General features: G+C 64.5%; 23 protein-coding genes. 13 read left to right on the top strand and 10 right to left on the bottom strand.

The annotated features are described in order from the left end of the window. Nucleotides 1-6: 6 nt before the first annotated feature. Nucleotides 7-1,776 (bottom strand): iron ABC transporter permease, encoded by a 1,770-nt coding sequence (locus JQ553_RS14350; RefSeq protein WP_212500610.1) that lies wholly within the window; start codon nt 1,774-1,776, stop codon nt 7-9. Between the two features lie 226 nt (nt 1,777-2,002). On the opposite strand from JQ553_RS14350, the gene JQ553_RS14345 reads away from it, so the two are divergent. The 8 genes from JQ553_RS14345 (at nt 2,003) to soxA (ending at nt 9,599) form a co-directional block, all read left to right on the top strand. After that, nucleotides 2,003-3,400, top strand: a complete 1,398-nt coding sequence (locus JQ553_RS14345; RefSeq protein WP_212500609.1) for an MFS transporter — start codon at nt 2,003-2,005, stop codon at nt 3,398-3,400. 153 nt (nt 3,401-3,553) lie between these two features. Then, nucleotides 3,554-4,003, top strand: coding sequence for a (2Fe-2S)-binding protein (locus tag JQ553_RS14340; RefSeq protein WP_212500608.1), 450 nt, complete (start codon nt 3,554-3,556; stop codon nt 4,001-4,003). 10 nt (nt 4,004-4,013) lie between these two features. Continuing rightward, nucleotides 4,014-6,200 (top strand): molybdopterin cofactor-binding domain-containing protein, encoded by a 2,187-nt coding sequence (locus tag JQ553_RS14335; protein WP_212500607.1) that lies wholly within the window; start codon nt 4,014-4,016, stop codon nt 6,198-6,200. A 55-nt stretch (nt 6,201-6,255) separates the two neighbouring features. After that, nucleotides 6,256-7,524, top strand: coding sequence for an FCSD flavin-binding domain-containing protein (locus JQ553_RS14330; protein WP_212500606.1), 1,269 nt, complete (start codon nt 6,256-6,258; stop codon nt 7,522-7,524). Beyond that, a complete protein-coding gene (soxX, locus tag JQ553_RS14325; RefSeq protein WP_409363061.1) occupies nt 7,517-7,966 on the top strand; it encodes a sulfur oxidation c-type cytochrome SoxX in 450 nt (149 codons plus the stop codon). The genes JQ553_RS14330 and soxX overlap by 8 nt, the downstream gene beginning before the upstream one ends. A gap of 63 nt (nt 7,967-8,029) precedes the next feature. After that, nucleotides 8,030-8,509: a SoxY-related AACIE arm protein gene (locus tag JQ553_RS14320; protein ID WP_212500605.1), complete on the top strand. Its 480-nt coding sequence runs from the start codon at nt 8,030-8,032 to the stop codon at nt 8,507-8,509. After that, the gene (gene soxZ / locus JQ553_RS14315) at nt 8,509-8,829 is read left to right on the top strand and encodes a thiosulfate oxidation carrier complex protein SoxZ (protein ID WP_212500604.1); all 321 of its coding nucleotides are present in this window, start codon (nt 8,509-8,511) and stop codon (nt 8,827-8,829) included. The genes JQ553_RS14320 and soxZ overlap by 1 nt, the downstream gene beginning before the upstream one ends. Then, nucleotides 8,826-9,599 carry a sulfur oxidation c-type cytochrome SoxA gene (gene soxA / locus JQ553_RS14310; protein WP_212500603.1) on the top strand — a complete coding sequence of 258 codons (774 nt, stop codon included), beginning with the start codon at nt 8,826-8,828 and terminating at the stop codon, nt 9,597-9,599. The genes soxZ and soxA overlap by 4 nt, the downstream gene beginning before the upstream one ends. Before the next feature lie 91 nt (nt 9,600-9,690). On the opposite strand, the gene JQ553_RS14305 is transcribed toward soxA, so the two are convergent. Next, the gene (locus JQ553_RS14305) at nt 9,691-10,464 is read right to left on the bottom strand and encodes a ferredoxin--NADP reductase (RefSeq protein WP_212500602.1); all 774 of its coding nucleotides are present in this window, start codon (nt 10,462-10,464) and stop codon (nt 9,691-9,693) included. Between the two features lie 180 nt (nt 10,465-10,644). Here JQ553_RS14305 and JQ553_RS14300 point away from each other — a divergent pair, with 180 nt between their 5' ends. The 3 genes from JQ553_RS14300 (at nt 10,645) to JQ553_RS14290 (ending at nt 14,173) form a co-directional block, all read left to right on the top strand. After that, on the top strand, nt 10,645-11,841 hold the full coding sequence (locus JQ553_RS14300; RefSeq protein ID WP_212500601.1) for an amidohydrolase family protein: 1,197 nt from the start codon (nt 10,645-10,647) through the stop codon (nt 11,839-11,841). Nucleotides 11,842-12,101: 260 nt separating this feature from the next. Beyond that, the gene (locus JQ553_RS14295) at nt 12,102-13,502 is read left to right on the top strand and encodes a selenium-binding protein SBP56-related protein (RefSeq protein ID WP_212500600.1); all 1,401 of its coding nucleotides are present in this window, start codon (nt 12,102-12,104) and stop codon (nt 13,500-13,502) included. 2 nt (nt 13,503-13,504) lie between these two features. After that, nucleotides 13,505-14,173 (top strand): hypothetical protein, encoded by a 669-nt coding sequence (locus JQ553_RS14290; RefSeq protein WP_212500599.1) that lies wholly within the window; start codon nt 13,505-13,507, stop codon nt 14,171-14,173. Between the two features lies 1 nt (nt 14,174). Here JQ553_RS14290 and JQ553_RS14285 read toward each other — a convergent pair whose 3' ends face one another. From JQ553_RS14285 to JQ553_RS14250, 8 genes are all read right to left on the bottom strand, one after another. Beyond that, nucleotides 14,175-14,630, bottom strand: coding sequence for a MarR family winged helix-turn-helix transcriptional regulator (locus JQ553_RS14285; protein WP_212500598.1), 456 nt, complete (start codon nt 14,628-14,630; stop codon nt 14,175-14,177). Between the two features lie 9 nt (nt 14,631-14,639). After that, nucleotides 14,640-15,344 carry an ABC transporter ATP-binding protein gene (locus JQ553_RS14280; RefSeq protein WP_212500597.1) on the bottom strand — a complete coding sequence of 235 codons (705 nt, stop codon included), beginning with the start codon at nt 15,342-15,344 and terminating at the stop codon, nt 14,640-14,642. Next, complete coding sequence (locus JQ553_RS14275; RefSeq protein ID WP_212500596.1) at nt 15,341-16,132, bottom strand: ABC transporter ATP-binding protein; 792 nt, start codon at nt 16,130-16,132, stop codon at nt 15,341-15,343. The genes JQ553_RS14280 and JQ553_RS14275 overlap by 4 nt, the downstream gene beginning before the upstream one ends. Then, a complete protein-coding gene (locus tag JQ553_RS14270) occupies nt 16,129-18,018 on the bottom strand; it encodes an ABC transporter permease (RefSeq protein ID WP_212500595.1) in 1,890 nt (629 codons plus the stop codon). The genes JQ553_RS14275 and JQ553_RS14270 overlap by 4 nt, the downstream gene beginning before the upstream one ends. A gap of 177 nt (nt 18,019-18,195) precedes the next feature. Beyond that, nucleotides 18,196-19,395 (bottom strand): ABC transporter substrate-binding protein, encoded by a 1,200-nt coding sequence (locus tag JQ553_RS14265; protein ID WP_212500594.1) that lies wholly within the window; start codon nt 19,393-19,395, stop codon nt 18,196-18,198. A 26-nt stretch (nt 19,396-19,421) separates the two neighbouring features. Next, entirely contained in the window at nt 19,422-20,006 is a 585-nt protein-coding gene (locus tag JQ553_RS14260; protein ID WP_212500593.1) for an amino acid synthesis family protein, read from the bottom strand. 20 nt (nt 20,007-20,026) lie between these two features. After that, nucleotides 20,027-20,935 carry a UPF0280 family protein gene (locus JQ553_RS14255; protein ID WP_212500592.1) on the bottom strand — a complete coding sequence of 303 codons (909 nt, stop codon included), beginning with the start codon at nt 20,933-20,935 and terminating at the stop codon, nt 20,027-20,029. Beyond that, entirely contained in the window at nt 20,932-22,380 is a 1,449-nt protein-coding gene (locus tag JQ553_RS14250; RefSeq protein WP_212500591.1) for a 6-hydroxynicotinate reductase, read from the bottom strand. Before JQ553_RS14250 ends, JQ553_RS14255 begins: the two co-directional genes overlap by 4 nt. 293 nt (nt 22,381-22,673) lie before the next feature. Here JQ553_RS14250 and JQ553_RS14245 point away from each other — a divergent pair, with 293 nt between their 5' ends. Together JQ553_RS14245 and JQ553_RS14240 are read left to right on the top strand one after the other, a co-directional pair. Then, nucleotides 22,674-23,141: a (2Fe-2S)-binding protein gene (locus tag JQ553_RS14245; protein ID WP_212500590.1), complete on the top strand. Its 468-nt coding sequence runs from the start codon at nt 22,674-22,676 to the stop codon at nt 23,139-23,141. Beyond that, a complete protein-coding gene (locus JQ553_RS14240; RefSeq protein WP_212500589.1) occupies nt 23,141-26,686 on the top strand; it encodes a molybdopterin cofactor-binding domain-containing protein in 3,546 nt (1,181 codons plus the stop codon). The genes JQ553_RS14245 and JQ553_RS14240 overlap by 1 nt, the downstream gene beginning before the upstream one ends. Nucleotides 26,687-26,691 lie beyond the last annotated feature (5 nt).

The raw sequence follows: 26,691 nt of genomic DNA, 5'->3' as shown, positions 1-26,691 counted from the left end.
TTGTTGTTATCCGGTTCGGGCCACGCTGCCCTGCGCCGATCCGCGCGACAGCCAATTGGCGCCGCCGATGAGAACGCCAAGCAGCACGGTTTGCACCAGGCTGAACGCCGCCGTCTTTCCGATATTGCCGCCCTCGTAATAGTCGAGCAGCAAGACCGACATCACCATGGTGTTGCTGGTGTAGAGAAACAGCGATGAGCCGAGCTCGCGGATCGCCAGCACGAACAGCAGTGTCATGGACGCCAGCACGCCTGGCCGCGCCAACGGCAGCACGACCGTCCTGATCGTGGCGAGCATGCCCTTGCCGCAGACCCAGGCCGCCTCCTCGAGCTCGCGATGTATCTGCAGGAACGAGGTTGACAGCGCCTTCACCGTGTCGGGCATGAAGCGCGCGATGAAGGCCAGCGCCAGAATCCAGATCGTGCCGTAGAGCCCGCCGGGCACACCGATCCAGGCCCAGAGATAGGCGACGCCGACCACGAGCCCGGGAATCGCAACCGGCAGGGTCGAGATCAAGTCAATGCTGCGGCGGCCCGGCACCTGCGTACGATGGATGGTGTAACCGATCGCAAAGGCGAGCGCGCCGCCGATGATCGCGGTGATGATGCCGACCTCGACCGCATTGTAGATCGACCTTATCGTCAGCGGATTGTCGAAGATGGCCTCGAAATGCATCAGCGAGTATTGCCGCATGTCGAACAGGCTCGCGACGTCGCGGATGAACATGAACTTGCGGAAGGCGGCGACGATCAATGCCAGCGACGGCAGCACCACGACGATCAGGAGATAGACGATCCCTATGGCGAAGGTGAACCAGCGCCACGGTCCAAGATTGAGGCTGCGCGGCCGAAACGCCTTGCCGGCGACGGTGGTGTAGCTGCGCCCGCTGAGCACCTTCTGCTGCAGATAGACGAGCAGCCCCGTCACCACCATCAGCACGATCGCGACGGCGGCCGCGGTGTTGTAAAGCGGCGGCGACCAATTGGTGAGCTTGAAGATATAGGTCGTGAGCACATTGAGATTGGTCGGCGCGCCCAGCACCGCCGGGATGCCGTAGATGCCGAGCATCACGATGAAGGATAGCAGCATGCCCGAGACGATCGCCGGCATGATCAAAGGGAACGTCACCGTGAACAGCGTTGCGAACGCGCTGGCGCCGGCGATCTCGGCGGCCTCCTCCAGGCTCGGATCCATGTTCCGCAGCGCCGACGAGGTGAACATGTAGACATAGGGCGCATAGTAGATGCCGAACACGAACACCAGCCCCCACATCGAATAGAAGTCGACGCGGAAGTCGGATCCCATCCATTTGAAAACCGTGTTGATGAGCCCCGTCTTGGGTGAACCGAGGATGGCCCAGGCGACGCCCGCGACCAGCGGCGGAGCGAACAGCGGCAGGATGCTGGCCGCGGCGATGAAGCCCTTGAACGGCGTATTGGTGCGAACCACGATCCAGGAGAACAACAGCCCGATCGCGACCGCGATTGCCGTGCCACCGCCGCAGGCGATCAACGTGTTTAGCAGCGCCTCGCCGACATTCGGGTTCGCCAGCACGGTGAGGAAATTGGCGATCGAGAGGCCGCTCAGCCCGATGCCGTCGACCACCGGATTGGTGTCGGTCAGGGCGCCGAGCAGCAGCATGAAAACCGGATAGATGACGAGAAACGTCAGAATCGCCAGCAGCGTCGCGACCCACACGCCCGTGACCACACGCCGACGAGTTCCCTCGCTGGCGCCACGCGTGACCTCGTTGCGCCGGTCCGCCTGTCCGTGCAATGCGTTTCCCCTCCTGCGGCCTCATTCTGACGTAGCGGCCGCCTTGTATGCCAAGCGTAGTCCATCGCTCCGGTGGCGCAAAGCTAGTCGAAAGTCGGCGGCCAATTTGCCGCGGATGATCTTCTTTCGCATATGCATCATGCAGCGGCGTCTGTGGGGCCGGCTCCGCTGCTGTATTAAATGCCACCGAGGCGCCGTTCGGCGGTCTGGCGGAGAATCTTTCAGGATGTTGGATACGGTCGCGGCGAGGGTGAACACTCCGCCTGCCATGGACGGCCTGCCGCCGGAACGCCGGCGCTGGGCTGTGGCGGCGGTTTTCACGGCGCTGGCGATGGCCTCGCTCGATACGGCGATCGCCAACATCGCCCTGCCCGCAATCGCCAACGATCTTCACGTCAGCCCGGCCGAGGTCGTTTGGGTCGTCAATGTCTACCAGATCGCTCTGGTCGCGACCCTGCTGCCGCTCGGTGCGCTCGGCGAAATCGTCGGGCACCAGCGTATCTATCTCGTCGGCCTGCTCGTGTTCACACTGGCGTCGCTCGGCTGTGCACTGGCATGGTCGCTGCCGAGCCTTCTGGTCGCCCGCATCCTGCAAGGGCTCGGCGCGAGCGGCCTGATGAGCGTGAACTCAGCGCTGGTGCGCTTCGCCTATCCAAGCCGGTTGCTCGGCCGCGCCTTCGGTTACAATGCGCTGGTGGTTGCGACCGCCTTCACGCTGGGGCCGACGATTGCTTCCGGAATCCTTGCCCTCGGACCGTGGCCCTGGCTGTTCGCCGTCAACATCCCCTTCGGCGTGATCGCGCTGGTGATCGGGATGAAAACGCTGCCGGCCACGCCGCGCGCCGGCCACGGCTTCGATTTCACCGGTGCGGTGCTCGCCTCCGCCTGTCTCGGCCTCTTCATTATCGGCATCGGAAGCGCGGCCCACAGGACATCGCCGGCGCTGGTGATCACCGAACTCGCAGGCGCGTTGATCTTCGGCTGGATCCTTACCCGGCGGCACGCCGATCATCCCGCGCCGATGCTGCCGATCGACCTGTTCCGCCGCCCGATCTTCGCGCTGTCAGCGGCCACCGCGGTCTGCTCATTCGCTGTGCAGGGGCTCGCCTTTGTGTCACTGCCATTCTATTTCGAGGACATACTGCGCCGCTCGCAGGTCGAGACCGGTTTCTTCATGACGCCCTGGCCGCTGGTCGTGGCCTTCATGGCGCCGATCGGCGGGCGCCTCGCCGACCGTTATCCCGCAGGGATTCTTGGCGGCATCGGTATGCTGCTGCTCGGGGTCGGCATGGTGTTGCTGGCGACTCTGCCCGCCGAGCCCAGCGTCGCCAACATCGTCTGGCGCATGGTGATATGCGGCATCGGGTTCGGCTTCTTCCAGACGCCCAACATGAAGGCGATCATGTCGAGCGCACCGGCCCATCGCAGCGGCAGCGCCAGCGGTATCGTAGCGACCGCGCGGCTGATCGGGCAGACCACCGGCGCGGCACTCGCAGCCCTATGTTTTGCGCTGGCCGACCGCGAAGGAGCGACGATCGCGCTTGCGCTCGGTGCAGGCTTCGCCGCGCTCGGCGGCGTCATGAGCTTCCTGCGGCTCGTTGTCGGTTCGTCGCAACGGACATGACAGCTATGCGTTGAACGCGACCCCCGCCTCAACCCCGCACTATCATTTTTCTTCCGCGTCGCTCACGTATTTTCTTGATTTGAATCATTCGAGTTTCAGGGCCAACATTGCGTTGAAGTCCAGTCGGAGGATTGGACCAATCAGGGGAACGCGATGGCAAACCTCAATATCAATGGCAAAACAATCAACGTAGAAGTCGAGGATGACACGCCTCTGCTGTGGGCGATTCGAGAGAATGTCGGACTGACGGGGACCAAATACGGCTGCGGCATCGCGCAATGCGGCGCTTGCACCGTGCACATCGACGGCGTCGCGATGCGCTCCTGCGGCGTGACGGTTAGCGAGGCCGTCGGCAAGCAGATCACCACCATCGAAGGCCTCGGCGCCAACGGCGCCCTGCACAAGGTGCAACTGGCCTGGATTGCCAACGACGTCCCACAATGCGGCTACTGCCAGAGCGGCATGATCATGGCGGTGGCTGCGCTCCTGAAGGAGAAGCCGAAACCGACCGACGACGACATTAACGAAGCAATCACCAATATCTGCCGTTGCGGCACCTTCCAGCAGGTGCGCGAGGCGATCCATGCTGCCGCGAACGTTTAAGGAGGCAGCAATGAATCAGCATGTCATGCCAAAGCTCAACCGCCGTGTGTTCGTAATCGGCGCGGCCGCTGCCGGCGCCGGCCTCGCGCTCGGCCTCGACATCCCCTTCGGGGGCCCGACCGTGGTACGCGCCGCGGACGGCTCGCCCGAAATCAACGCCTGGGTCGTGATCCGGCCCGACGACACCGTCGTAATCCGCATCGCCCGCTCCGAGATGGGCCAGGGCACGCTCACGGGCCTCGCCCAGCTTGTCGCCGAGGAGCTCGAATGCGACTGGTCGAAGGTGACGACCGAATATCCGACCCCCGGCCAGAGCGTCGCCCGCAAGCGCGTCTGGGGCGATTTCTCGACCGGAGGCAGCCGCGGCATCCGCACCTCGCAGGACTATGTCCGTAAGGGCGGCGCGACCGCGCGCATGATGTTGATCCAGGCGGCGGCCAATGAATGGAAGGTGCCGTCCTCGGAATGCACAGCGTCCAACAGCGTCATCACTCATGCGCCGTCCGGCAGGACCACGACCTACGGCAAGGTCGTTGAAGCGGCCGCGAAGCTTGAGCCACCGACCGACGTCAAGCTGAAGGACCCGAAGGACTGGAAGGTCGCTGGCAAGGGATTGAAGCGGCTCGATACCGCCGACAAGACCACCGGTGCGATGATCTACGGCATCGACGTCAAGCTGCCGGGCATGCTGAACGCCGCGATCAAGGATTGCCCGGTGTTCGGTGGCAAAGTGAAAAGCTACGACGACGCCAAGATCGCCAGCATGAAGGGCGTCAAGAAGGTCGTCAAAGTCGGCGATACCGCGGTCGCCGTTGTCGCCGACACCTGGTGGCACGCCAAGACCGCGCTGGAAGCGCTGCCGATCGTCTGGGACGAAGGCGACAACGCCAAGGTTTCCAGCGATTCGATCGCGAAGTGGCTCGCCGAAGGCCTCGACAACGCGCAGCCCGCCTATGTCGGAAACCAGAACGGCGACGCCAAGGCGGCCATCGCCGGCGCCGCCAGGAAGATCGAGGCAGTCTACAACTATCCCTATCAGAACCATGCCACGATGGAGCCGATGAACGCCACCGCGCTCTACACGGCGGACAAGTGCGAGGTCTGGTGCGGCACGCAAAATGGCGAGGCGGCTTTCGCGGCGACGCTGGAAGCTTCCGGCCTCCCGGCCGAGAAATGCGAGGTGCACAAGCTGATGCTCGGCGGCGGCTTCGGCCGACGCGGCATGACGGACTATGTTCGCCAGGCGGTCGCAATCGCCAAGCAGATGCCGGGCACTCCGATCAAGCTGTTGTGGTCGCGCGAAGAGGACATGGCGCACGGCAAGTATCACCCGGTCACGCAATGCAAGCTGACGGGTGCGTTCGATGCCGACAACAATCTGGTCGCGCTGCACTACCGGCTGTCAGGGCAATCGATCCTGTTCTCGGTGCGCCCCGAAGCCCTGCAGAGCGGCATGGACCCGGCCGCGTTCCAGGGCGTGGCGCAAACGGGCGAGGCGGCGATCGGCTATTCGGTGCCGAATTTGCTGGTCGAGCATTCGATGCGCAATCCGCACGTGCCGCCGGGCTTCTGGCGCGGCGTCAACGTCAATCACAACGCGATCTACATGGAATGCTTCATGGACGAGTTGGCTCAGGCCGCAGGCCAGGACCCGCTCGAATTCCGCCGCAAGTTGATGGGCAAGCATCCCAAGCACCTCGCCGTGCTCAATGCCGTGGCCGAGAAGATCGGCTGGGGCAAGCCCGCGCCGCAGGGGGTCTATCGCGGCATCGCGCAGGTGATGGGCTATGGCAGCTATGTGGCCGGCGCCGCCGAGATTTCGGTGACCGACGGCAGCAAGATCAAGGTCCATCGCATCGTCGCCTCCACTGATCCCGGCTATATCGTCAATCCGGCGCAGGTGGAACGCCAGATCGCCGGATCCTTCGTCTACGGCCTGAGCGCGCTGTTCTACGGCGGCTGCACCGTGAAGGACGGCCGCATCGAGCAGACCAACTTCGACACCTACAACTCGATGCGCATCAACGAAATGCCGAAGGTCGAAGCGGTGATGGTCCCGAGCGGCGGATTCTGGGGCGGTGTCGGCGAGCCGACCATCGGTGTCGCCGCGCCCGCGGTGCTCAACGCCTATTTCGCGGCGACGGGTAAGCGGATCCGCTCGATCCCGCTGCGCAACCAGAACATCACCTTCGCCTGATCAAACAACGAACGGCGGCCACCCGGCCGCCGTTCCCCTTGCCGGAATATCGTGCATGACCGTCACGCGTCGCCCGACGCGCAGGGATGTCGTCCGCGGAGTTGCCGTCATCGCGGCGGCGTTGCCGCAGCCGTCATTTGCGCAAGCCTCTCCGCGGGTCGCTGTGATCGGCGGCGGCTTCGGCGGCGCGGCTTGCGCGCGGGCGCTGCGGCGGCTCGATCCAAAGCTGCAGGTCACGCTGATCGAGCCGAACAGGACGTTTGTCGCCTGCCCGTTTAGCAACGAGGTCATCGCGGGCTTGCGCGAACTCTCCGAGCAGCAATTCGGCTACGACCGGATCGCGGCCGATGGTGTCGCCGTCGTCGCACAGGCCGCGGCGAAGGTCGATGCGCATGCGCGCACCATCGGCCTCGCCGATGGCAGCACGCTCCCCTACGACCGCCTTGTGCTGTCGCCAGGCATTGACATGCGCTTCGACGCCATGCCTGGCTACGACGAGGCCGCATCAGCGAAGATGCCGCATGCGTGGAAGGCCGGCGAGCAGACCGCGCTGCTGCGCCGACAGATCGAGGCGATGAACGATGGCGGCCTCGTTGTGATCGCCGTCCCTGCCGCGCCGTTGCGCTGCCCGCCTGCACCCTACGAGCGCGCCGGCTTGATCGCGCATTACCTGAAGACGAAAAAGCCGCGCTCGAAGATCCTGATCCTCGACGCCAAGGACAATTATTCGCAGCAGAAACTGTTCGAGAACGCGTGGCAGGAGCTCTATCCCGGCATGATCGAGCGCGTCGCGCTGTCGCAGGGTGGGCGCGTCACGTCGGTCAATCCGGCCACCAACGAAATCGTCACCGACTTCGGCAACTACACCGCCGACGTCGCCAACGTTATCCCACCACAACGAGCTGGCCACATTGCCGCGATCGCCGGGGCGGCCGACCACACCGGCTGGTGCCCGATCGATCCCGTCACTTTCGCATCAAAGCTCGTGCCCGATATCCATGTCATCGGCGACGCCTGCATTGCCGGAGGCATCCCGAAATCCGCCTCCGCGGCTGGCGCGCAAGGCGAGGCGTGTGCCGCGGCCATCGTGAACGCGTTCGCGGGAAAGCCGCCGGACACGCCGCGGCTGAACGGTGCCTGCTACAACACGGTTGCACCGGGCTACGCGTTTTCACTCCGGGGAATCTATCAACCCAGGGATGACCAATATGCCGAGGCCGAGGTGACGACCAGCCCGGTCGAGGCGACGCGCGAGGTGCGCCGGCGCGAGGCCGAACAGGCGCTGGACTGGTTCCAGACCATCACGGTGAACACCTTTGGCTAGGGTGGCCATCATCACGTCGTTCGCGGCGGCCTTGCTGGGCTTGCCCTGGACTGCCGCGGCGCAGGGTGTGCGCCCCTACTCGGTCGTCGGCGACGCCGTTCCGGAGTCGTTGACGGGAACCAGGGGCGACGCCGCACGTGGACGAGCGCTGCTGGTTGAGCGCGCCAGCACTTGCATCCTCTGTCACAGCGGCCCATTTCCCGAGCAGAAATTCCAGGGCGACCTCGCGCCAAATCTGTCCGGCAGTGGTGGCCGCTGGTCGGAAGGGCAATTACGCTTGCGGCTGGTGGACGCCTCGCGCCTCAATGCCGCGACCATCATGCCCTCCTATTATCGCGTGGACGGGCTCAATCGTGTCGGCACCTCCTGGCGGGGCAAGCCGATCCTGTCGGCGGAACAGATCGAGGATATCGTGGCGTATCTGGCGACGCTGAGGGACTAGCGCGTGATCCGGAAAGGCTGGAGTCGATTGCCGAAAGGATCATTTTCAGACAAAGGGCAAGTGATGGCGAATGCGAACCACACCACGCGCCGAACCTTTCTGGGCCTTGCCGGCGGCGCCGTCGCGCTAGGCGGGGTGCCCATCGTAACCGTGCGGCCGGCCGACGCAACGCCGGCGATGCTGTCGTCCGCAATCCGCAACATCGTCGGCGAGGCCAATGTGCGGACCGGCAAGGTCAAGCTCGACATCCCGCCGCTGGTCGAGAACGGCAATACGGTGCCAATGACGGTCAGCATTGCAAGCCCGATGACGGCGGATCACTATGTAAAGAGCATCCACGTCTTCAACGAGAAAAACCCACAGCCCAATATCGGCAATTTCTATCTCGGTCCGCACGCCGGCCGCGCGCAGGTGTCGACCCGCATCCGTCTCGCCGACAGTCAGAAGGTGGTCGCGATCGCGCGTCTCTCCGACGATACGTTCTGGTCGGCGACCGCCGACGTCGTGGTGACGCTTGCCGCCTGCACCGAGGAGGCGATCTGATGCCCTCCGCCCTGATCAACGTCCCCGCCAAGGCGAAGCGCGGCGACATCATCGAGATCAAGACCTTGATGTCGCACATCATGGAAACCGGCTACCGCCACACCGCTTCAGGCGAGGTGGTGCCGCGCGACATCATCACGAGCTTCACCTGCCGCTACAACGGCACCGAGATCTTCCGCACCGACCTCTACCCGGCGATTGCCGCGAATCCATTCATCACCTTCTTCACCACCGTGACCGAAAGCGGCAAGTTCGAATTCGAATGGATCGGCGACAAGGGATTCTCGGAAACCGCGTCGGCTTCGATCACAGTCGAATGAAGCTTCTCGGCTGCATCGCGGTCCTAACGACGCTGGCGGGCGCGGCCGTTGCCGCCGAGATCCCGCAAGCCGAGCGACGCTCCGGCTACAGCTTCATGACGGCGGATACCGAGGCGATGCAGGATGAGGACACCGCCAACCCGGGCATGCTCTGGGTGCTCGACGGCGAAGCCCTCTGGAAACGAAGGGCGGGTGCTGCAGACAAGGCCTGCGCCGATTGCCACAATGACGCTCGCGCCAGCATGAAGGGCGTCGCGGCGCACTATCCCGCCTTCGAGAAGACGCTCGGCAGGCCGGTCGATCTCGAGCAGCGCATCAATCTCTGCCGCACCAATCATCAGCAGGCGTCGCCGTTTGCTTACGAAAGCCGCGACCTGCTCGCGCTTTCCGCCTATGTCGCGCGGCAATCGCGCGGCATGCCGATCGAGGCCGGTAGCGATCCGAAACTGGCGCCGTTCGTCGAGAAGGGACGGGAACTGTTCATGCAGCGGCAGGGCCAGCTCAATCTCGGCTGCATCAACTGCCACGACGATAATTGGGACAAGAAACTCGCGGGGTCCGCGATCACGCAAGCACATCCGACCGGCTATCCGCTTTACCGGCTGGAATGGCAATCACTGGGCTCGTTGCAGCGGCGGCTGCGCGCCTGCATCACCGGCGTCCGCGCGCAAGCCTATGACTGGGGCTCGCCGGAACTGGTCGAACTCGAGCTCTATTTGATGTCGCGCGCGCAGGGGATGAAGATGGAGGCGCCGGCAGTCAGGCCGTGATCAAGGGGACGGCGCCAGCCCCTCGTCCGAGCAGCTTGCAGAGCAAGCGTCTCGAAGGATGAGGATCGAAAGCTGATTGTGACGCGGGAAGTCAGCGCTCCGCGAACGCCTTCTCGACCACGAATTGCGCGGGCTCACCGTGGTTGCCTTCGACAAAACCGCGGCCGTTGAGCAGCGCGCGGGTGTCCTGCACCAGCGCCGGCGAGCCGCATATCATTACGCGGTCATGCGCGGGATCAAGCGCAGGCAGGCCGATGTCGCTGAACAGCTTACCGGAGGTGATCAGGTCAGTGATCCGGCCGCGGTTGCGGAACGGATCGCGCGTCACGGTCGGGTAATAGATCAACTGCTCGCGCACGAGTTCGCCGATCAATTCGTCGTTTGGCAGCTTTTCGGTGACCATCTCGCCATAAGCGAGTTCCTTGACGCGGCGGCAGCCATGCAGCAGCACGACTTTCTCGAAGCGATCATAGGTCTCGGGATCCTTGATCAGGCTGAGGAACGGAGCGAGGCCTGTGCCGGTGCCGACCAGATAGAGATTGCGGCCATCCTCGAGATTGTCAATCACGAGCGTGCCGGTCGCCTTGCGGCTGACGATGATCTCGTCACCCTCCTTCAGGTGCTGGAGGCGCGAGGTGAGCGGGCCGTCCGGAACCTTGATCGAGAAGAATTCCAGCGTGTCCTCGTAATTCGCGCTGGCGACGCTGTAGGCCCGCAACAGCGGCTTCTCGCCGACCTTGAGCCCGATCATGGTGAACTCGCCGTTGCGAAAACGGAACGAGGGATTGCGGGTGGTGGTGAAGGAGAACAGCGTGTCGGTCCAGTGCTGAACGCTGACGACGCTTTCCTGGTTGAAATTGCTCATCCCATCATTCCCTGATCCCTGATCCCTGATCCCCGCTGGAACGGGCCGGGCTCCAAGCCCGTTGACGGCCAGATCGTTTGTATACGATCATTCGTATACAAACGAATAATCCGGCTTGATCGAAAAGTCAAGCCGGGCTCAAATTCGCCAGCAATTTCAGTGAACGGAAGGAAACGCCCCATGGCCCATGATGCGCCCCAGGCCACCGGCCCCAGCAAGCTGGTGATCCGCAATATCGGGCTTCTGCTGTCGGGGGCCTTGGAGAAGCCGATCCTGGATGCCGATACGATCGTTGCCGAGAACGGCAGGATCACGGCGGTCGGACGCGCCAAGGATGTCGACGTCGAAGGCGCCACCACAATCGTCGATGCCAATGGCACGACGGTCGCTCCCGGCCTGATCGACAGCCACGTTCACCCGGTCGCCGGCGACTGGACTCCGCGGCAGAACCAGATCAACTGGATCGACAGCTACCTCCATGGCGGCGTCACAACCATGATCTCCGCCGGAGAGGTGCACACGCCCGGCCGTCCCCGCGACGTGGTCGGGTTGAAAGCGATGGCGGTGTTCGCGCAGCGCGCGTTCTGGACGCTTCGCCCCGGCGGCGTGAAGGTGCATGCCGGCGCGCCGGTGATCGAATGCGAGATGGTCGAGGACGACTTCAAGGAGATGGCCGCCGCCGGCGTCAAGCTGCTCGGCGAGGTCGGACTCGGCGGCGTCAAGGACGGCCCTACCGCGCGGAAAATGGTCGGCTGGGCGCGCAAGTACGGCATTCAGAGCACGATCCACACTGGAGGTCCGTCGATCCCGGGCTCCGGCCTGATCGACAAGGATGTGGTGCTCGAAGCCGACACTGACGTAGTCGGCCACATCAATGGCGGCCACACCGCGCTTCCCGACGACCAGATCCGCTGCATCTGCGAGGGCTGCAAGCGCGGGCTCGAACTGGTTCACAACGGCAACGAGCGCTCGGCGCTGTTCACGCTGCGCATCGCGCGCGAAATGGGCGATCTTTCCCGCGTCATTCTGGGCACCGACGCGCCGGCCGGCTCCGGCGTTCAGCCGCTCGGCATTCTGCGCATGGTGTCGATGCTGTCGTCGCTCGGCGACCTGCCCGCCGAGCTCGCCTTCTGCCTTGCGACCGGCAACACCGCGCGGATGCGGCAGCTCGACTGCGGCCTGATCGAGGTCGGCCGTTCCGCCGACTTCGTGCTGATGGACAAGGCTCAGCATTCACCGGGCAGGAATATCCTGGAGAGTGTGCAGCTTGGCGATCTCCCCGGCATCGGCATGACCATCATCGACGGCATCGTCCGCACCCAGCGCAGCCGCAATACGCCGCCGGCCGGTAAGGTGCCGGAGATCATGGCCAAGTAGTCCAGAGGACAACGACCCCAGGGTGGGCAAAGCGGAGCGCGCCCACCATCACGAGCGGAGTGCTGGATCGTTCGGCGCGATGCTGCGCGCCTTTGCCCTCCCCGCGTGGCTTTCGCGCGTCATCATCGGAGTGTATTGTGAGCGCAAGCGAACCTAGCCGGCGACACTCCCAAGAGGCAATCAACGATCCGGATTAGTTGCTTGCTGCTGCATGCCGCCGCGCCACGTTGGTCCACACCAGGCAAATAGGAGGCTGCACGATGACGATGAGGCCAGATCCCACGTTTCACGCGTCGCCGAAGCTTGCGATGGAAGCTCCGGCAGAGAACTTCGCCTACACCGTGCTGCTTAGCCCGGACTTCTCCAAGCCCGACGCGCTCGCCGTCATCGACGTCAAGCCGGGCTCGCCGACCTACAGCAAGATCGTCCATACCGTGACGATGCCGAACAAGGGCGACGAGTTTCACCATTTCGGTTGGAACGCCTGCTCATCGGCCCTGTCCCCGCTTGCAGGACACGCCTTCATCGAGCGCCGCTATCTGATCATCCCCGGCATGCGGTCTTCCAGGATCTACGTCGTCGACACCAAGCCCGATCCGACGCAGGCCAAGATTCACAAGATCATCGAGCCCGAAGAAGTCTTCAAGAAGACCGGCTACTCGCGGCCGCATACGATCCATTGCGGGCCGGAAGGTATCTACATCAGCACGCTCGGCGGCGGCGGCAAGGACGGCACCGATGGGCCGCCCGGTATCTTCATCATGGACTGCGAGACATTCGAGGTGCTTGGGCGCTGGGAGATCGATCGTGGCCCCCAGACCAAGCACTACGACTTCTGGTGGAACCTGCCGCGCGACTACATGGTGAGCAGCGAGTGGGCCTTGCCGCCGCAGTTCGAGAACGGAATCGTGCCGGAGGATCTGCTGTCGAACAAATATGGGCATCGACTCCATTTCTGGGATCTGCGGGCCCGCCGCAATGTCCAGACCATCGATCTCGGCGCCAACCATCAGATGGCGCTGGAAGTTCGTCCCGCGCATGACCCGGTTCGCGAATACGGCTTCGTCGGCGTGGTGGTCGATACCACAAACCTCGAGGGCTCGATCTGGACCTGGTGGCGCGAAGGCGGCAAGTTTCACATCGAGAAGACGGCGACGATCCCGCCCGAGCCCGCACCGAAGGACCAGTTGCCGCCGCTCCTGCAGGGCTTTGGCGCCGTGCCGCCACTGGTGACCGACATCGACCTGTCGATGGACGACAAGTTCCTTTACGTCGCTTGCTGGGGCACCGGCGAGATGCGCCAATATGATGTGAGCGATCCTCGAAAGCTTAAGCTCGCCGGATCGGTCCGCATCGGCGGCATTGCCAACCGGGCGCCTCACCCGAATGGACAGGTATTTGCAGGCGGGCCGCAAATGGTCGAGATCAGCCGCGACGGCAAGCGCGTCTACTGGACCAATTCGCTCTACTCGACTTGGGACGACCAGTTCTATCCGCAGGGCGTTCCCGGCGCCGGCGTGATGGCACAAGCAAGCCCCGGCGGCGGCCTCGAATTGGCAAAGGACTACTGGGTCAGCTTCCCCGATGGTTATCGGGCGCACCAGATCCGGCTCGACGGCGGCGACTGTTCGACAGATTCGTTCTGCTATCCATCGGCCTGAATGTGAGTGCAGTCGACTGGACGCCGGCTTGGTTGTGGCTGGCAGTCATCGCGAGCGGCCTCTACCACGGGATCAACCCGGGAATGGGGTGGCCGCTCGCCGTTTCGGCCGGATTGATGCAACGAAGTTCGCGCGCCCTCGTCGCCGCGCTCGGACCGCTCGCGATCGGCCACCTGCTCGCAATGCTGCTCGTGATCCTTCCATTCGCACTGCTGGTCGCCCTCGTCGAATGGCAGCGGGCGATCCGGATTGGCGCAAGCCTCCTTGTCATCTCCTTCGGCATCTATCGGCTTGTCGACAGGCGTCATCCAAGGGCATTGGCGCGGATACGGCCGACGCAACTGGCGTTCTGGTCCTTTGCGGTGGCGATTGCCCACGGTGCGGCGCTAATGTTGGTGCCGATCTATCTCGGGCTTTGCCGGGGAGCGGAGGCCGATAAAGGCCACGAGGCGGCGGGCGCGCTGATCGACGCCAATCTCACGATGGCCGTGTTGGTGTCCGTCGTCCATGCCGGCGCGATGGTCGCCGCCGGCGGGTGCCTGGCGTGGCTGGTCTACCGCTATCTCGGTCTCAAATTCCTGTCCCGCAGCTGGTTCAATCTGGATGCCATCTGGGCGGCCAGCCTCGTGCTGGTGGGCGCCGTCGCCCTGGCGCTCGGCCTCGCCGGCTAGCTCACCGCAGCTTGTTCAGCAGCGCGATCAGCGTGTCGCGCTCTTTCGCATCCAGCGGCGCGAGTGTCTCCTTGGAAATCGCCAGCGCATTCGGCGCAGCTTTCTCGGCCAGTTGCTGGCCCGACCGCGTGAGACTGACGAGCAGGCGACGGCCGTCGTCGGGGTCGGGCGATGTCTCGGTCAGGCCCCGCGCAGTGAGGCGGTCGATCACGCCCTTGATGGTCGCGACGTCCATCGAGGTCAGCCGCCCGAGCTGGTTCTGCGAGCATGGACCGACCTGCCACAGCTTGGACAGCGCAGCCCATTGCGTCGGCGTCAGGTTGATGCCGATGTCGCGGGCAAAAATCACGGCATGGCGCTGGGAAACCTGGCGCAGGATGAAACCGATCTGCTCGTCGAGCACGTAGATCGGCTTGGCCGCCTTCACGCCTCGCCTCTGTGCACCATTCCTGACCATTGTCCGCCCTTACAGCGACAGATGCGCGTCGCGGACATCGGGACGCGCGTCGAGCTCGGCCATTGTACCGCCGAAGCAGATACGGCCGCGCTCGATGATATAGGCGCGATCCGAGATCAGCCGCGCGAAATGCAGATTCTGTTCGGAGACGACGATGCTCACCCCCTCCTTCTTCATCGCCAGGATCGCATCGACCATCTGCTCGACAATCTTTGGCGAGAGTCCTTCCGACGGCTCATCGAGCAGCACCAGCGAGGGATTGCCCATCAGCGTGCGCGCGATGGTCAGCATCTGCTGTTCACCGCCGCTCATCCGCCCGCCGGGCCGTCCGCGCATCTCGCCGAGATTGGGAAACAGCTTGAACAGCTTTTCGCGGTCCCATTGCGGCGCATTGGGCCGTCTCGGCTGGCGGCCGACTTCGAGATTCTCCTCGACCGTCAACTCTGTGAAGATGCGTCGCTCTTCCGGCACATAGCCGAGCCCTCCGCGCACGATGGCGTGCGTCGGCTCGCGCGAGACATCCCTGCCCTCGAACACGATCTGGCCCGAGCGGTTCTCGACCAGGCCGACGATGGAGCGGAACGTTGTCGACTTGCCCGCACCGTTGCGGCCAAGCAGAGCAACCACCTCGCCGTCGCCAACCTCGAGCGCGATGTCGAACAGGATATGCGCGGGACCGTAGAAGCTGTTGAGATCCTTCACGGTGAGCTTCATGCGTGCGCTCCGTCGCGGTGGCGCGCGTCGTAGACCAGGCCCTCGCCAAGATAGATGGCGCGGACCTGGGCGTTGCCCCGAACCTCTTCGGGCGAGCCCTCGGCGATCAAAGTGCCGCGGTTAAGCACCAGGATGCGGTCGGCGTGCTCGAACACCACGTCCATGTCGTGCTCGGTGAAGAGCACCCCGATCGCTTGCTCCCGCGCGATCCGCGCGGTGAGCCGCATCAGCTCGATGCGCTCGCGCGGCGCCATGCCGGCGGTCGGTTCGTCCATCAGGAGCAGCCTCGGCTGGTTTGCAAGCGCGATCGCAAGCTCCAACCGCTTGAGGTCGCCATAGGCGAGTTCGCCACACGGGCGCCCGGCATAGGCTCCCATGCCGACCAGATCGAGCAGGCGCCCCGCCTCCTCGCGCGCGTAGCGCGCCGTCGAGCTCCACAGATTGAAGAGCTGCCGGCCATACGACACCAGCGCGACCTGCACGTTTTCACGCACCGTCATGGTCGGGAATGTCGCGGTGATCTGGAAGGTGCGGCCCACGCCCATCCGCCAGATCACGCGCGGCTTCCTGCCGGTCGTCTCCTCGCCCAGAACGCGGATGCCGCCGGAATCCGGAATGTTCTGGCCGTTGAGCATGTCGAAGCAGGTGCTCTTGCCGGCACCGTTTGGCCCGATCAGCGCCAGGATCTCGCCGGCGCGTAGATCGAACGAAACGCCGCGCACGGCGTGCACGCCACCATAGGATTTGGTTAGCCCCTCAACCGATAGCAATGTGGGAACCATGCTCATTCGGCAGTCTCGATGCGGGAGGTGAGCAGCGGCGAAGCCGAGGAGGCAGACTTGCGCCCGCGCTGCATGATCGCTTCCAGCGTGCCGACGATACCCTTCGGGAACGCGACCACGATCAGCACCACGAAGGCGCCTAGCACGAGCTTGGAGAGATCGGTCTGGCTCACCAGCCAGATGTTGAGCGCCTTGTAGACAATGGCTCCGATCACCGGACCCGACACCGTCTCGACGCCGCCGAGCAGCACCATGACGAGTGCATCCACAGACAGCGAGATGCCCATATTGTCCGGGAAGACGCTGCCCTTGAGATAGGCGAACAGCGCGCCCGCCAATCCGGCGACGGTGCCCGCGATCACGAAGGCGGTCCACTGGATGCGCTTGACGTTAATGCCGATCGCTTCGCTGCGCAGAGGCGAATCCCGCGTGGCGCGCAGCCCGAACCCGAACGGCGAGAATACGATGACGCGCAGGATCACGACCACGAGCGCCGCGACACCCAGCGACAGCCAATAGAAATGCGACGGGGTCGCCGCCCATTTATCCGGCCAGACGCCGAGAATGCCGTTGTCACCGCCGGTGACCGAGACCCACTGAAAGGCAATCGACCAGACGATCTGGGCAAAGGCGAGCGTCAGCATCGCGAAATAGACCCCGGAGAGCTGCACGGCGAAGAAGCCGAACACGGCGGCGCCGAGCAGCCCGAGCATCGGTCCGAGCAGCAGCGAGACGATCGTCGGCAGCCCGGCCAGCTTGGCAAGGAACGCGACGCCGTAGGCGCCGAGGCCGAAGTAGGCGGCATGCCCAAAGGATGCGAGCCCGCCGACCGACATCAGGAAATGCAGGCTGACCGCGAAGATCACGAAGACCGCGATCTCTGAGCCGACGGTCAGCACGTAATTGCCGGCAACGAGCGGCAAAGCGGCGGCCACGGCCAGCGCCGCGAGCGCGACAAGACGTTCGTTCGTCGTCAGCGGCCGCCACGGATTGACGGTGAGGCCGGGCGTGCGGCGCGCCGGCGCTTCCGGCCTCCCGAACAGGCCCCACGGGCGGACGATCAACACTACTGCCATCACCAGGAACACCAGGATGATGGAGATCTTTGGGAATATCAGGATGCCGAAGGCGTTGAGCTCCGACACCAGCACGGCCGCGACAAAGGCGCCGATGATGCTGCCGAGGCCGCCGATCACGACAACGACGAAGACCTCGACGATGACGCGCAGATCCATCGCGTGATTGACGGCATCGCGCGGAATCTGCAGCGCGCCGCCGAGCGCGGCAAGGAAAACGCCGAGGGCAAATACGCTGGTGAACAGCCATTTCTGATTGACGCCGAGTGCGGCGACCATATCGCGGTCCTGCGTTGCCGCGCGCACCAGGATGCCCCAGCGTGTGCGCTGGAACAAAAGCCAGAGGACGCCGAGCACGACGGGCCCGAGCACGATCAGGAACAGGTCATAGCTTGGAATGCTTTGGCCGAAGAAATCGACCGCGCCCTTGAAACCTGGCGCCCGGCGGCCGAGCAGATCGTCCGGACCCCAGATCAGCACGACAACATCCTCGACCATCAGCGTGAGGCCGAAGGTCGCGAGCAACTGGAACAATTCGGGTGAATGATAGATGCGCCGCAGCAGCACCATCTCCACCAGCACCCCGACCGCGGCGATGATCAGCGCCGCGGCAACGATGCCGCCCCAGAAGCCGAGCGCGCCGGAAAAGCGCTCGGTCAGCGTGAAGGCGGCATAGGCGCCGAGCATATAGAAGGCGCCGTGGGCAAAATTCACGATCCGCGTCACGCCGAAGATGATCGACAGGCCGGACGCGACCAGGAACAGCGACGCCGCGCTGGCAAGGCCGGTCAGGAACTGGGCGACGTAAAAGGCCATAGGCGGTCCGCGTTGGAGTTTGCTTCACGTCGCCCCATTTGCAGGGGAGACGTCGCATTCAAACGTCGCTGTGTAGGGCGGGTTAGCGCAGCGTAACCCGCCGATTCCATTTGCGCCGCGAGGTGGTGGGTTACGCCTGCGGCTAACCCACCCTACGCGGGCGACGAAGGATGGGCCTCAATCCTTCGGCCGCATCTTCTCGATCTCGGCGTCGCTCGGCAGATAGTCCGAGCCCCTGCGATAAACCGAGTCCACCATCAGACCCTTGCCGGCTTTCAGCGCGGTCTTGCCGACGAACGCTCCGAGCGTGGACTGGTGGTCGATCTTGCGGAAGGTGATCTCGCCGAACGGCGACGGCACCGACAGGCCCTCGGTCGCCGCGATCAGCTTTTCCGGATCGGTCGAGTTCGCCTTTGCCAGAATCGCGGCCGCCGACTTGATGGTCTGATAGCCGACGATCGAGCCGAGCCGCGGATAGTCGTTGTACTTGGCCTGATAGGCTTTCAGGAACGCCTCATGCTCCGGCGTCTTGATCGAGTACCAGGGATAGCCGGTCACGATCCAGCCTTCCGGCGTCTCGTCCTTGAGCGGATCAAGATATTCCGGCTCGCCGGTCAGGAAGCTCACCACCTTGCGATCCTTGAACAGGCCGCGGGTGTTGCCCTCGCGCACGAGCTTGACGAGGTCGGCGCCGAAGGTGACGTTGAGGATCGCTTCCGGATTGGCGGCGGCAACCGCCTGCACCACCGGCCCCGCATCGATCTTGCCCTGCGGCGGCCACTGCTCGTCAACCCATTGGATGTCGGGCCGCTTCTCCGACATCAGCTTCTTGAACACCGAAACTGCGGACTGGCCGTATTCATAGTTCGGCGCGATCGTGGCCCAGCGCTTCGCCGGCAGCTTCGCGGCCTCTTCCACCAACATCGCCGCCTGCATGTAGTTGGACGGACGCAGGCGGAACGTGTAGCGGTTGCCCTTGGACCAGGTGATGGCGTCGGTGAGCGGTTCGGCGGCGAGGAAAAACACTTTCTTCTGGTTTGCGAAGTCGCTGACGGCAAGGCCGATGTTGGAGAGGAACGTGCCCGCGAGCATCGCGACGTTCTCGCTTGACACCAGCTCGTTCGCTGCGGTTTGCGCGTCGGCGGGCTTGCCGCCGTCATCCTTTGAAATGACCACGAGCTTCTTGCCGTTGATGCCGCCGGCGGCATTGATCTCTTCGACTGCGAGCTGCCAGCCCTTGCGATAGGGCTCGGTGAATGCCGGCAACAGCGAATAGCTGTTGATTTCACCGATCTTGATCACGCTCTGCGCCATGGCGCTGCCAGCCACGGTCGCGACCGCAACCATCAATCCTGCCCCTGCGAAATAACCACGCATCCCGTGCCTCCGGTTTCTGAAAAGAATTATCTCAATCCGTCTTCGCCCTTGATCTCGCTCACCGTCAGCCCGCCGACGCGCGGCAGCGGCCGTCCGCTGTCGGTCACGGCGACCGCGACCATGATTTCGTTGGCCCGCGGCGCGTCGTTGATCTGCACCTCCATGCCGTCGAAATGGCTGCGCACGAAGGCCGCGTCCTTGTGCCCGAGCGGAATATCCAGCGTGGTGCCCGGGCCCGAGCGCTTCTTCGACGAGGGTATCAGCGCGGCGCCCTTGCTGAGCACTTTCCGAACCGGCGCCCCCATCTTCGGATGCAAGATCGCGGCCGCGTGCTCGAGTTCGCCGTTTTCGCCGACAGCGGCAGCCTTGCCGTAGCTGTGCGCCATGGCACCGTCGATGCCCAGCGCGGCTACCGCCCGCTTTGACAGCAATTCGCCGAGTTCCTCGCCAATCGCAATCAAGGGCGACAGATCCTCGACATATCGGCCTGCGAATGGATTTTCGATCACGGCGATCGCGGCCGCCCGGCGCGTCGGTGGCGCGATTGTCTTGCCCATCTCAAGATGGGTTTCCTCGACCACGGTGACGATCTTGCGAATGACGGCACTCATCTTGTCAGCCTCGCTCCCGCTCACGCATGCATCATCCTTGCCATCGTTGTTCCGTGAGACGCCTGCGAAGTCGACACCGCGCTCCCGGTCGCACCTACGATGACCGTTTCACCCAGTAGACGCAACGCGGCGCCCTCGATCAATCCCGACGTCAGTAGATCGCCCGCCCGTACCGCACCTGCTTCAAGCGCCTGATCGATCTCGCCGGCGGACAATGGCCCGACATCGCGGGTGACCAGCCGCACACCGAGATCACTGTCCGGCTGCAGGTCGGTGGCGGGAATGCGGAGGATCGCGGGATGCCCGGGCAGATCGACCGCATTGGCAATGATCGTCGCCGCCGCATCCGCCTGCGATGCCGTGCGTGCCAGCACGGTGACGGCATCAGCGATACCGAGCGAAAAGCTGCGGCCGTGTCGTCCGCTAGTTGCAACACCACGGGTCGGCATGCCGGCATCGACGATCATGGTGCGCATCACGCCATCGCGGTCCGGCCGGTCCATCAGGCCGACGGTGAACTTCTCGGGGCCGGTCAGGTGCAGAGCGATGTCGCCGCCATTATTGACATAGGCGCGATCGAACGGCGCTATCCGCAGCATCGCGGCAAGAATTTCCTCGGCGACCGAGCCTGCCACCGCGGCCATCGGCGTGATGAAGCAATCGGCGGCGAAAGGCGCGACCGCTTTGTGCATGCGCCGCGCCACCACGCCTTGCAGCGCGCACAGCCGTGGGTGCGCCGGCTTGCGCAACTCGGCAAGTTCCGCGCAAAGCTCATCGAGCAGGCCGGTGAAGCGCTGCGCAGCAGCCTCGTAGCCGGCGCGGATGTCACCATCCCTCCCCTTCGCCTCCACAATCAGATCAATCGGACCGTCCTGCAAATGCAGCCGCTTGCCATCAGGAAGAAGCGCGATTTGCGGAAGCCGGGTCATGCGCGCCGTCCCGGACCGTAAGACATCGGCCGAACCTCGGCAGTATCCCGCAAGGAGGAGAGCGGCCGGACATAATCCATGTGGCCGCCGAGTGCGGCATAGTCAGACAGTCTCAGCGTGAACTCGATCGGCGCAACCAGCGCAGGCGTCGGAACATAACCGAAGGCACCGGCCGGCATCTGCGTGACATCGACCATGAAGGTGATGCCACCGCCCGGCCAGACGTAGACCGGCGCACCGCCGCTGGTCACCCTCGTCAGCGCATCCTTCACCGAGCGCGTCAGCCGCACCGGGTTGTCGGTGACGCCGGCGCGCAGCGAACCGCCCGCGCCGCCCATGAACAGCACCGTGCACAGCGCCGGCTCGCAATTTTCCTGGATGCGCTCGACCGAGAACCTCAGTTCGGGTGGCATGTCGGTCTCGACCGGTTTCAGCGCTTCGTCGAGCACGTAATAGGTCGCATGTTCGCCGGTGGTCGAAACCATCAGCATGGAGAGCCCCGGGCGCGCCTCCTTCGGATTGAAGGGGCCGAGGATCGACAGCGGATCGGAGATGTTGGTCCCTCCCCAACCCGTGCCGGGCTCGGCGACCTGGAAGTAGCGGCCGGGCGTCGAGCGCCGCCCCTTCATCTTGATGCCGGTGTCGGCGATGTCGAGCAGCTTTCCCGCCTGATGCTCGCTGAGCACGCCGGTGATGTGGTCGTCGACCACGACGACCTCGTCGACCTTGCCGTGCCACTGCTTGGCGAACATGCCGATCGTCGCCGAACCGCAGCCGACGCGCATGCGCTCTTCCTGCACGCTATTGACGATCGGCGGTTGGCCGGCTTGCACGATAACCCTGGCGCCGCCGTCGATCGTCAGTTCCACCGGCTTGCAGTTGGAGAGGTCCATCAGCGTGTCGCAGGTGACACGGCCCTCTTTCTTCGATCCGCCGGTAAGATGATGCACGCCGCCGAGCGACAACATCTGTGAGCCATATTCACTGGTCGTGACATGGCCGACTGCCTCACCCTGCGCGCGCACCGTCGCAGTCTCCGGGCCGAGATAGCGGTCGGTGTCGATCTTCACCTTGACGCCGCAATAGGAGAAGATGCCCTCGGTCACCACGGTAACCATGTCGACGCCGTCGACTTCGGACGACACGATGAAGGGCGCCGGCTTGTAATCGGGGTAGGTGGTGCCGGCGCCGATCGCGGTGACGAAGATGTCGGGCTGGCGGACGATCTTGCCGTCCCAGTCGCCACTCGCCTGAAACGGCACCAGCCTGCCGCCGTGCGACACGGTGCGTTCCAGCACCAGATGCGGATCGACCCGGACCAACTGACCGTCATGGTTGGCATAACGGTCGCAGGCGCCGGCCGCGCCAAGCTTGATGTAGCACATCACCGGGCACGCATCGCAGCGGATCTTGTCGCCGGCGGCGACGCTCATTGTGTCAGCCATCGTGACCAAGCCTGGACTTGTGGCGGCCATCAATCATACTGCGCTTCCACCTGCCGCGCATATCGTTCGTATACGAATGATCCTGCGCGCGACCTCGAGACCTGTCAAGCGGCGTTCGCGCTCAAAAGCCACAGTTGCCGAACAATAGTCCATTTGCCTGCACGCGCTGTTCATAAAGCGGGCACGCGCTGCGGGGCGGCACGCCGCCGCTTGCACGTTCGTATACGAACGTTATCCTCGACACTCGATTTGGCGGCGCCGCTGCAGCGCAAACACGAGGGAGAGCCAGGGCAATGCGCCTGACCGTGAACGGCAGGAACCACGACGTCGATGCCGCTCCCGACACCGCATTGCTTTATGTCCTGCGCAATGACCTTGAACTGAATGGCCCGAAATATGGCTGCGGCCTCGGCGAATGCGGCGCCTGCGCGGTGCTGATCGACGGTGTCGCCGCGCGCGCTTGCGTGATTCCGATCGAGGGCTGCGAGGGGCGCGACATCGTGACGCTCGAGGGCCTCGGCAACCGCGAGCACCCGGATGTCGTGCAAGACGCTTTCATTCGCGAGCAAGCCGCACAATGCGGCTACTGCATCAACGGCATGATCATCACCATAAAGGCGCTGCTCGCGCGCAACCCGCGGCCGTCGGAGCACGAGGTGGTGGAGGCGCTGCGCTACAATCTCTGTCGCTGCGGCGCGCATATCGAGATCATCCGCGCGGCGATGCGCGCGGCCGGCCACGCGCTCGAGGCGCGGAGTTGATGGAGGGTTCGAGCTCGCCAGCGCAACGCCCGCGCGGATCGCTGTCCATCGTTCGTCCCGCGGTCCTGGGTGCGGAAGGATCATTCGAAACCTTCATCACCATCGCCGCCGACGGCTCGGTGAACGCCTATAACGGCCATGTCGATCTCGGCACCGGTATCCGTACCGCGCTCGGGCAGATCGTCGCCGAAGAGCTCGACGTCTCCTTTGCCCGCGTCGTCGTCGTACTCGGCGACACCGCCGTCGTTCCCAACCAGGGCGCGACGATCGCAAGCGAGACGATCCAGATCACCGCCGTGCCCCTGCGCAAGGCGGCGGCGCAAGCGCGGCACTTTCTGGTATCGCGCGCCGCGCACCGGCTTGAGCTGCCGGCCGATGACCTCACGGTCGAGGACGGGCTGATCCGCGGCAAGGATAATCGCAGCGTCAGCTATGGCGAATTGATCGCCGACGAGACGATCCGGCTCGAGCTTGCCGACGACGTTCCCGTAAAGGCAGTGAGCGGCTACTCTATCGTCGGAAAATCCGTGCCGCGCGTCGATCTGCCTGCGAAGGCAACCGGCGAGTTCGTGTACGTCCACGATGTCCGGGTCCCCGGCATGCTGCACGGACGAGTCGTCCGCCCGCCCTATGCCGGCGTCGATGCCGGTTCGTTTGTCGGCACCAGCCTGATCGCGGTTGATGAAGCCTCGGTGCGCGGCATTCCCGGTCTCGTCGCGGTGGTACGGATCGGCGATTTCGTCGGCATGGTGGCCGAGCGCGAGGAGAATGCGGTCAAGGCGGCGGCGCAACTCAAGGTCACCTGGAAGGTGGGCCCGGCACCGACCGATCTCGGCGACATCGAAAAGGCGCTGCGCGCCAATCCATCGACGCCACGCCGACTGATCGAAAAGGGCGATGTCGATGCCGCGATCAAGGCCGCGGCCAAGCCGATGCAGCGGACCTATGTGTGGCCGTACCAGATGCACGGCTCGATCGGCCCGTCCTGCGCGGTCGCCGATTATCAAGACGGCGCGATCCGCGTCTGGTCCGGCACGCAGAACCCGCACATCCTGCGCGGCGATCTTGCGCTGTTGATCGAGCGGCCGGAGACCGAGATCGAGATTGTCAGGATGGAAGCCGCCGGTTGCTACGGACGCAATTGCGCCGACGACGTTTCCGCCGATGCGCTGCTGCTGTCGCGCGCAGTCGGTCGTCCCGTGCGTGTCCAGCTCACGCGGGAGCAGGAGCACGCCTGGGAGCCCAAGGGCACCGCGCAACTCATGGACGTCAATGGTGGGCTCAATGCCGACGGCAGTGTCGCGGCTTACGACTTTGCGACCCACTATCCTTCGAACGGCGCGCCGACACTGGCTCTCCTGCTCACCGGGCGCATCGCGCCGACGCCTGCCGTGTTCGAGATGGGCGATCGCACCGCGATCCCGCCCTACGACTACGAAAATCTGCGTGTCGTTGCGAACGACATGCCGCCAATCGTGCGCGCGGCCTGGCTGCGCGGCGTCTCCGCGCTGCCGAACACATTTGCGCATGAATCCTACATCGACGAGCTTGCAAGCGAGGCCAGGGTCGATCCGATCGAGTATCGCCTGCGCTACCTGAAGGACCAGCGCGCGATCGAGCTCGTCAATGCGGTCACCGAGCGGGCGGGCTGGACGCCGCGTCCCGTGCGCGAGGCGTCTGAGGCCGTGGGAGACATCGTTCACGGCCGCGGCTTTGCCTATGCGCTTTATGTGCACAGCGCGTTTCCCGGATATGGAGCTGCGTGGTCGGCCTGGATCGCCGACGTCGCGGTCAACACGGTGACCGGCGACGTCAGCGTGACGCGAGTCGTCGCCGGCCAGGATTCGGGGCTGATGATCAATCCGGACGGCGTGCGGCATCAGATCGAAGGCAACGTCATTCAATCCACCAGCCGCGCGCTGATGGAAGAAGTCTCCTTCGAGCGCGGCACGGTGACGGCTCGGGAATGGGGCGCCTACCCGGTCATCACATTCCCCGACGTGCCCAAGATCGACGTCCTGATGCTGCCGCGACAGGATCAGCCGCCGCTCGGCGTCGGCGAGTCCGCCTCCGTGCCGAGCGCCGCCGCGATCGCGAACGCGATCTACGATGCGACCGGCGTGCGCTTCCGCGAATTGCCCTTCACGCCGGAACGCATTCTGAAGGGATTGCGCGGCGAGCAGCTCACGGCGCCCGCCCCGCTGCCACCACCCGCGCCAACACCTCGCCTCAAGGGGTGGCAAAATCCATTCGTCAAGCGTTGCGGCGTGCTTGCAGGCATCGCAGCGGCGTGCGCCGCTGTCATCGGCATCGGCGCGGCAATGCTGCCATGGCGTGCGATCGCGCCGATCGCGCGGCCCGATGCTTCCGCCTATTCCGCCACGACGATCGCCCGGGGCAAGGAACTCGCGGCGCTTGGCGCTTGCGCGGTCTGCCACACATCCGAGAATGGCCAAGTGAACGCCGGCGGCCGGCCGCTCGAAACGCCTTTCGGCACGATCCACGCGACCAACATCACCCCCGATGTCGAAACCGGCATCGGCGACTGGTCCTACCCTGCCTTCGAGCGCGCGATGCGCGAGGGCATCCACCGCGACGGACGGCATCTCTATCCCGCATTTCCCTACACGCATTTTGCCAGGGCAACGGATGCTGATCTGCAGGCGCTCTACGCCTATCTGATGGCGCAGGCGCCAGTGCGCGCCGAAGCGCCGCAGAATACGCTCGCATTTCCGTTCAATCTGCGCCCGCTGCTCGCAGGATGGAACGCGCTGTTCCACCAGCCGCGGATGTCTGAGTCCGATCCTGCCAGATCGCAGACGTGGAATCGCGGCGCCTATCTGGTCGAGGGCCTCGGCCATTGCGGCGCCTGTCATTCGCCGCGCAACGCACTTGGCGCGGAACGGCAGACCGCTTACCTCGCCGGCGGATTTGCCGAGGGCTGGGAGGCGCCGGCGCTGACGTCGCTGTCGCGTGCACCGATCCCGTGGAGCGAGGACGAGCTTTACGCCTATTTGCGCACCGGCGAATCTCGCTTCCACGGCGTCGCGGCCGGACCGATGGCGCCGGTCGTAAAGGAGCTCGCTTCCTTGCCCGATCGGGACATCCGTGCGATGGCCGTCTACCTTGCCTCCTTCAACGAGAGCGCCGTCGATCGGCCGGCCCAGGTCGCGCTCGCCGCCAGACTCGAAACCGGCACGGCCGCGACCACGGCATCCTTTGTCGGAGCGCGAATCTACCAGGGCGCATGCGCGGTGTGCCACGAGGTGGGCGGGCCGCCGCTGTTCGGCAGCAGGCCGTCGCTGGCGCTCAACAGCAATCTGCATAGCGACCTGCCCGACAATCTTATCCAGGTCATCCTGCACGGTATCGCCAAGCCCGCCGTCACCGACCTCGGCTACATGCCGGCCTTCAAGGACAGCATGACGAACGGACAGATTGCCGAACTCGTCTCCTACCTCAGGCGACAATTTGCCCCCGACAAGCCGGCCTGGACCAATGTCGCCACCTCCATCGACCGTATCCGGCGGAACATGGCGCGCTGAGCTGC

The sequence above is a fragment of the Bradyrhizobium lablabi genome (genome assembly GCF_018131005.1).
GTDB lineage: Bacteria > Pseudomonadota > Alphaproteobacteria > Rhizobiales > Xanthobacteraceae > Bradyrhizobium > Bradyrhizobium lablabi_D.
This window is presented reverse-complemented; position numbering and strand designations above follow the sequence as displayed.

Coding starts and splice junctions, on each gene's coding strand:
- JQ553_RS14340 (WP_212500608.1), top strand. CDS start 3,554: ATGGCAAACCTCAATATCAATGGCAAAACAATCAACGTAGAAGTCGAG.
- JQ553_RS14280 (WP_212500597.1), bottom strand. CDS start 15,344: ATGAAGCTCACCGTGAAGGATCTCAACAGCTTCTACGGTCCCGCGCAT.
- JQ553_RS14250 (WP_212500591.1), bottom strand. CDS start 22,380: ATGGCTGACACAATGAGCGTCGCCGCCGGCGACAAGATCCGCTGCGAT.
- JQ553_RS14240 (WP_212500589.1), top strand. CDS start 23,141: ATGGAGGGTTCGAGCTCGCCAGCGCAACGCCCGCGCGGATCGCTGTCC.
- JQ553_RS14305 (WP_212500602.1), bottom strand. CDS start 10,464: ATGAGCAATTTCAACCAGGAAAGCGTCGTCAGCGTTCAGCACTGGACC.
- JQ553_RS14255 (WP_212500592.1), bottom strand. CDS start 20,935: ATGACCCGGCTTCCGCAAATCGCGCTTCTTCCTGATGGCAAGCGGCTG.
- JQ553_RS14260 (WP_212500593.1), bottom strand. CDS start 20,006: ATGAGTGCCGTCATTCGCAAGATCGTCACCGTGGTCGAGGAAACCCAT.
- soxZ (WP_212500604.1), top strand. CDS start 8,509: ATGCCCTCCGCCCTGATCAACGTCCCCGCCAAGGCGAAGCGCGGCGAC.
- JQ553_RS14320 (WP_212500605.1), top strand. CDS start 8,030: ATGGCGAATGCGAACCACACCACGCGCCGAACCTTTCTGGGCCTTGCC.
- JQ553_RS14270 (WP_212500595.1), bottom strand. CDS start 18,018: ATGGCCTTTTACGTCGCCCAGTTCCTGACCGGCCTTGCCAGCGCGGCG.
- JQ553_RS14330 (WP_212500606.1), top strand. CDS start 6,256: ATGACCGTCACGCGTCGCCCGACGCGCAGGGATGTCGTCCGCGGAGTT.
- JQ553_RS14245 (WP_212500590.1), top strand. CDS start 22,674: ATGCGCCTGACCGTGAACGGCAGGAACCACGACGTCGATGCCGCTCCC.
- JQ553_RS14265 (WP_212500594.1), bottom strand. CDS start 19,395: ATGCGTGGTTATTTCGCAGGGGCAGGATTGATGGTTGCGGTCGCGACC.
- JQ553_RS14300 (WP_212500601.1), top strand. CDS start 10,645: ATGGCCCATGATGCGCCCCAGGCCACCGGCCCCAGCAAGCTGGTGATC.
- JQ553_RS14275 (WP_212500596.1), bottom strand. CDS start 16,132: ATGAGCATGGTTCCCACATTGCTATCGGTTGAGGGGCTAACCAAATCC.
- JQ553_RS14345 (WP_212500609.1), top strand. CDS start 2,003: ATGTTGGATACGGTCGCGGCGAGGGTGAACACTCCGCCTGCCATGGAC.
- soxA (WP_212500603.1), top strand. CDS start 8,826: ATGAAGCTTCTCGGCTGCATCGCGGTCCTAACGACGCTGGCGGGCGCG.
- JQ553_RS14295 (WP_212500600.1), top strand. CDS start 12,102: ATGACGATGAGGCCAGATCCCACGTTTCACGCGTCGCCGAAGCTTGCG.
- JQ553_RS14335 (WP_212500607.1), top strand. CDS start 4,014: ATGAATCAGCATGTCATGCCAAAGCTCAACCGCCGTGTGTTCGTAATC.
- JQ553_RS14285 (WP_212500598.1), bottom strand. CDS start 14,630: ATGGTCAGGAATGGTGCACAGAGGCGAGGCGTGAAGGCGGCCAAGCCG.